The following is a 5,889-nucleotide window of genomic DNA, read 5'->3' on the forward strand; positions in this document are numbered from 1 at the left end:
TCCGTGCAATTTCTGCTATAGACTCTGATTTCTTCCAAAGCTTTACGGCAGTTCGGCGTTTCTCTTCCTGCGCGGAAGCGGGTAATTTTCTTGCATCAATAATATCCATTTGGGTATTATACAGAACTATAGAGCCACCGGGTTAATATGCCCCGGATCAAGATCTATCCCCATACCAAAATCGAGGTGACTTTCCAGCAACCTGAGATGACGACCATTGCCGCAACCGAAGTCAATTAATGTTGAGCCCTTTCCAACCAATTCTTGCAGAAAGCGGTTTTCCTCATCTAGATACTCACCGAGATTTGAGTATTTATATACCTTATGGATTAAGTCACCGATTTCGTAGGGGACAGTCTCAAACGCCATAAAATATTACGCTGAACGCATAGTGCTTACCTTTCATTTTAAGGTACCAGGGTTAGTATTCTTAATTTTATAAAAACTTCTTTTTTTACTTGAGGAAAGGTCGTAATCCTGTATCAGGGTGACACCCGTGATAAACAGCCCGCCCTTTGCCTTGCGGCACTATAGCTACTTCGTGGCTCAACAAAAGGTGCATTCCGGGAGCAAAGCGGTTCGCATACTGCTGCGCAGAGGCATAGATGGCCTTGTGAGTAGAATGGTGGTGCACCCAGTTTTCCAAATCTGCCAGGGAAGCAAACCAGGCGATAGTTTCAGTATCTGGTCTGCCCAGTGCCGGCTGTTCATCACATAACAGTCGTGCACTGAGACAACGCGATTGTATTGGGTTTGCATCCAAGTAACTTACCCCCTGCTCATACTTCAGGCGCAGGGACTCCTGGTAAGCATTCCGCTCATCCGGGCTGGCAGTTGAATAACCCTGCACCGTACGAATCATGCATAAATTTCCGGGCAGAGGTATTTCCTTTTCGGATCGCTCCCCGACAGGCAGTGGCTGCAAGGTTTGTAACTGACCAGGAAGCCCATCCTTTTCTGCAGCACTGATTCGATCACGCATTGCTCCCCAGTAGGCATGATCACGCTGTTCACAAATATCAAAGTGACGAAAAATTCCCCAGTCAGCTTCTGGTGTAGAGGAAGAAACCTCAAAGTGCGTGCGAGGAGCCGCTAGTGCCTCATACCAAAATCCAGATTTACCTTCAATGGAGTCCAATAACTTAACTGAATTTTCATTTAGCCATTTGCTCATCGACTCTTCACTGGACCAGTAGGCAATAGCAATATCGTTATAAGCACCCTGAACATCGATATGGCCCGCCCGCTCATAGTGCATTAGTCCCTCGGAGCTGGACAGATACTCGGCCAATAATCGAAATAGCGAATCGTCCCGGCAACCACTCGCAAACTGTAACGCAACCTGGCATTGGACATACCAGGTAGAAGATGGAAGTTTCAGCTCCCAAGCTGGATATGGGGGTACAAAATTTTCTGGACGATTTTTCAAATTTTTCTCTCTCTCGTGCCTCCTAAATCAAAAGGTCCCAGGCAGGCAATTTTTCCTAGTGCCAAAGATTTCAATCCATTTTGCTTTAATGGAATAGATGATTCTTTCTGACGAGGGCTCAATTTCCTTGGTCATGTTCGTAAGTGCTATGGGCAAAATGTGCCTAAGCTTGAAGTACTTTTATTGCTATCAAGTCAGATTTGATCTAGCTATAAGGCTCTTGGTACTAATGTACATCAGTGAGGTTAAATTAATTCACACCATGAAGAAGCGCCGCTCAACCCGTTTCCATTCACCGAGAGCAGCGGGAGAATGTAGGCAAACAGTCAGCTGATCAAACTGACTGGAATACTCATTCAGAACCTCCAGTGCTTCATGCGCGGCAATCGCATGGGGAAAACGATTGGTGCCGGCACCCAATGCGGGAAAGAGAATATGCTTTAAACCTTTTTTCCCTGCTAAGCCCAACACACTTTCATAACAGTGCCGCAGCTGTTTGATGGCCTGAGTACCCCATTGATCACCACTGCTCCACTGCGGAGTAACAGTGTGAAGCAGATAGTCCACCGGTAGCTGAAAGGCGCTGGTTATACGTGCCTCGCCAACCGCACATTCTGGCTGTTTTTTACACTGTTGCGCGAGGTCTTCACCGCCCAGAGCAAAAACCTGAGCGGATAACCCGCGCCCGCAAATAAGATGTTTATGTGCAGGACATACGAGAGCATCCCCATGCAATGTCAGAATATCGCCCCAAGTCAGATCAATTTGTGTCACGGTTTCTCAGTTCTAAAGTTTGGTTTACAGATACTGTAGCTTGCTACTTTGGTCTCTGGGCGAATCCTCCTATACTCAGCGCTGCTTCACTCCGCCATTGGATACGGTGCCCCTACCTAACTCCTATCCTCTGGCGGAACGTTGCAGCCTGTATAGCAACAGAGACAACCATGAATTCTGGGTATAATAAGCATAACCCCGCACTGACCATGACCACACCAGTGGAGGAATTGGAGCGTATCGACCTGCGCCGCCGTATTATGGCGTCCTCCTATATGTTGATTTTTGCCATGGCAATAACGGGAGCCATGGCAGTTATTGCCCTCACCGCGGCCGATATTCTACAGGCAACCACCCTTTCTGCCGCCGCAGTGGTAATTCTGTGTGCCTATGTCACGATTAATGTGATGGGCCCCAGCAAAATGACACCACTTCTGGTCGGTATTCTGCTATTGGTACTTTATTTTTACTTATTGTTATCGGGTGGCGTGAACAATACAGGCCTGATGTGGGCAGTGATGCTAGTGCCGGGCTTTATTAATTTGTACGGCTATAAAACCGGTACCGCAGCACTTATCGCGATCGGTCTCATTACGGCTACTGCGCTGTTTTATCCCAATTTTCCAGGCCTCACCGCAGAATATGACACCGCTTATCGTGCACGCTTTATCGCCGTTTTTGGCGCGCTTACAGCACTGACAGCCCTGCTCGATAGTAGCCGTCATCACACCCAACAGTTACTAGAACGGCTGACAGGGGAACTGGAGAAAAATGCCTCCACTGATGCCCTTACTGGGCTTGCAAACCGTCGTGAGGCTTACCGCGCAATCCACGACATGGAGCGCCGCAACAGGGAGCTGCGCGACCAGTATGTGATCCTGATTGGCGACCTGGATAACTTTAAAGCGATTAACGATACCCACGGACACGCTTTTGGCGACCGTATACTGCAGGATGTTGCCAAGATCCTCAGAAACAACACCCGAACAGAGGATATTGTAGCCCGCTGGGGCGGAGAGGAGTTCTTGCTGTTACTACCCAATACCGATGCGCGTGGCGGCAGCGTACTGGCGGAGAAATTGCGACGCAAAGTGGAAGCCCTGAGCCGCCGCTATGTACAGTCAGTGAAAGTCTCTATCAGCTTCGGCTTGGTTGAGGGCAGCAGTACTGGCAGCCCTCACAACCAACTGCTGGCGGAAGCCGATAAACGCATGTATCGAGCCAAGAACAGTGGCCGCAACCGGGTAGTGGCCGCCTGAGGAAAGCAACTCTCAGCTGATAATATCGCGCAGGAAAAAACCGACTGCCAGGGCTAGCAGGGCCGCACCCCCACCAAACATCAGAGTCTTGACGCCCGCTGCCAGTACCCGCTGAGAGAACACCAGGCCCTTGCAAAGGCCAATGGCAAAAAAGGTACAAGCTGCCAGAACAGCACTGCTATAGAACTGCTCAGCAGTATTGAGCGGGTGGATAAGGTAGGGCAGTAATGGCACAGCGCCAACTCCAATAAAGGCCAGAAAGGTCACTATTGCAGAGCCCAAAGGTCTGCGCGAGGAGCGGCTAATACCGTATTCTTCTGCCAGCATGGTATCTATCCACAGCTGGCGATTGGCAGTGATGGTTGCGACAATCTCAGCCAGCACTTGCCCGCGAAAGCCCTTGCGCTGAAAAATCTGACGGATCTCCTCGCGCTCTCCCTCTGGCACTAAATCGATATGCTGACGCTCGGTTCGGGCAGCTGCCGCTGCCTGATCTCGCTCCACGCTCACGGCCTCATAGTTGCTTACCGCCATACTAAAGCCGTCAGCGATCAGGTTGGCAAAGCCCATTACCAATACCACTGATTCTGAGAAGCCCGCACCAAAGGCACCGGCGACTATCGCGAAGGTGGTGACACAACCATCGATAGCCCCAAGGACAAAATCCGAGACCCTTTGGGATTTGGGCTCCCTCCCCAAGCGGGCGTGAATGCGCTCGGGGCTGTGTTCTTCGAGCAGTGCGCGACGGGACTGTTTAGATTTCTCCTCCCTTCCTTTCATGCTCGCAGCCCCGCACAGTCGCTGGGAACAGCCGCATAATCAATGCAGTGGGGTGAAGGGCAGAGTGGACTTATGGACAGTGGAGAGGTAGTCGAACGGCATTGGGTAAACCCGATAGTTGTACTTGTTACCTCAAGCATATCTGCAGCGCCTCCCCACCAATTGTTTATTTCACGATAAAACTGCCCCTATCGACACCGGTATTTCCGGTCCTTGCATCATAGGCGTAAACCAGTATTTCGTAGACGCCGGGTAAATCCGTAGCAAAGGGCGCACTGAAGGTATTCATGGTGTCCTGAATTTTCAGCGGAACTGTGGCGAATTCCTTGCCGTCTCTTTTTAACAAGGCAGTGACTTCGATCTTGCTGCCATCCCACAGGCCGCCATCGGTAAGGGAGCAACCGCACATCATCACTACATTAGCGCGTATTTCGAATGGGCTCTTATCCAGGCCGGTGTAGAGGTGAGTCTGTGGACTGAGCAAGTCCACTACCATACCCGGTATCTCCACGATTAAGCCTTCACCGCTGATAGGTTTGCCTGGCACGAGCCAAGTCTGCGTTTGCGCTACCACACGAGCCTGCTTCTTAATGTAAGGGGCTAGTATTTCAACAGTAAGGAATACCGGTTCACTGATATCCAGCGCAGCAGTAAAGTGCGCAGCTCCCTCAGCGATAGGCACGTAACGTTCGCGTGGTGTCTTCATGATCTTGCCGGTATCACCGGTACCGCCCTGGGTAAGCCCCTTGGCCAGGATTTCTCCGCTATCCGTTTCGCGGATAATCACCATAGCTCCTCCGATTGAGGAGCCAATAAATTTGGCGTCTTTGGCCTTGGCCCGTACGGTAATTTCTGTTGGGGTCACTTCAGCCCACAGGGTAGTGGTTAAAAACTGCAGAGCTACGGCACACGCTAAAATAACCGTTCTTTTCACCTATAAACTCCTTTTAATCGCCGGTGATTACAATGTAAGTTCCCAAAATCACTGTGACCCACAATAAGGCTCCTACTACTAGCCACAAAAAATTCAAGGGTGTAAATTTTGTATTTACTTTGCCTGAAATATCGCCACTGAGAGTATTTGCTGCCTTCTGTCCCTCAAAGAGGGGCCAAATCGTCAGCGGCAATAAGGCCAGACTAAAAATATCAACCAATGAAAATTCATCGGAAAAATACGAAATTCTATCGATAACTGAACCCAGAATAGCAAGAATTATATAATATCGCAGCTATCAGTTTAGGACGCCATTTATATTCTGTTTTTTCTCATCCTAAACGGCTCTGTATTTTAATAAATATCGAATGGATAAAAAATATTTAAAAAATCGCACGTATAACAGGCCATAAACTTTCACCACTTGCACGCTTGTATTCCCGTCAGTGTCGATAAAACCAGTAGATAGAATACAGCCTCATAGTGCCAAGGTTCATCACCCAGGATTTAGCTCTGGACACTAGGTAGAATTCAAATTCATCCTTAGACTCTTTATGTAATTCAGCCTCTGGTGCACTGTCAATGTTTGCATCTATTATTAACCCGGCGGACAAATAGTTCAGTTATGCTGCGTACCTAATTGATTCGTGTCGGAAGTAGGCTGCTACACGCGCGGGCTTCTTTTGTAACATTCTCATGTGAGAAAGCACTTT

At 49.1% G+C, this 5,889-nt stretch carries 6 protein-coding genes; 1 reads left to right on the forward strand and 5 read right to left on the reverse strand.

Annotated elements, in window-relative coordinates; translation table 11 throughout:
* Positions 1–126: 126 nt before the first annotated feature.
* The 3 genes from ACCI49_RS23175 to ACCI49_RS23185 all read right to left on the reverse strand — a co-directional run bounded on the left by ACCI49_RS23175 (position 127) and on the right by ACCI49_RS23185 (position 2,203).
* On the reverse strand, positions 127–369 hold the full coding sequence (locus tag ACCI49_RS23175) for a methionine biosynthesis protein MetW (RefSeq protein WP_371841613.1): 243 nt from the start codon (positions 367–369) through the stop codon (positions 127–129).
* An 85-nt stretch (positions 370–454) separates the two neighbouring features.
* The gene (locus ACCI49_RS23180; protein WP_371841614.1) at positions 455–1,429 is read right to left on the reverse strand and encodes a phenylacetaldoxime dehydratase family protein; all 975 of its coding nucleotides are present in this window, start codon (positions 1,427–1,429) and stop codon (positions 455–457) included.
* A gap of 255 nt (positions 1,430–1,684) precedes the next feature.
* Positions 1,685–2,203, reverse strand: a complete 519-nt coding sequence (locus ACCI49_RS23185; protein ID WP_371841616.1) for a macro domain-containing protein — start codon at positions 2,201–2,203, stop codon at positions 1,685–1,687.
* A gap of 170 nt (positions 2,204–2,373) precedes the next feature.
* On the opposite strand from ACCI49_RS23185, the gene ACCI49_RS23190 reads away from it, so the two are divergent.
* Complete coding sequence (locus tag ACCI49_RS23190) at positions 2,374–3,462, forward strand: GGDEF domain-containing protein (protein ID WP_371841618.1); 1,089 nt, start codon at positions 2,374–2,376, stop codon at positions 3,460–3,462.
* Between the two features lie 12 nt (positions 3,463–3,474).
* On the opposite strand, the gene ACCI49_RS23195 is transcribed toward ACCI49_RS23190, so the two are convergent.
* Together ACCI49_RS23195 and ACCI49_RS23200 are read right to left on the reverse strand one after the other, a co-directional pair.
* On the reverse strand, positions 3,475–4,242 hold the full coding sequence (locus tag ACCI49_RS23195) for a VIT1/CCC1 transporter family protein (RefSeq protein ID WP_371841620.1): 768 nt from the start codon (positions 4,240–4,242) through the stop codon (positions 3,475–3,477).
* Positions 4,243–4,408: 166 nt separating this feature from the next.
* Positions 4,409–5,176 (reverse strand): hypothetical protein, encoded by a 768-nt coding sequence (locus ACCI49_RS23200; RefSeq protein WP_371841621.1) that lies wholly within the window; start codon positions 5,174–5,176, stop codon positions 4,409–4,411.
* Positions 5,177–5,889: the final 713 nt, after the last annotated feature.

Source organism: Microbulbifer epialgicus, assembly GCF_041447265.1.
GTDB classification, from domain to species: Bacteria; Pseudomonadota; Gammaproteobacteria; order Pseudomonadales; family Cellvibrionaceae; genus Microbulbifer; species Microbulbifer epialgicus.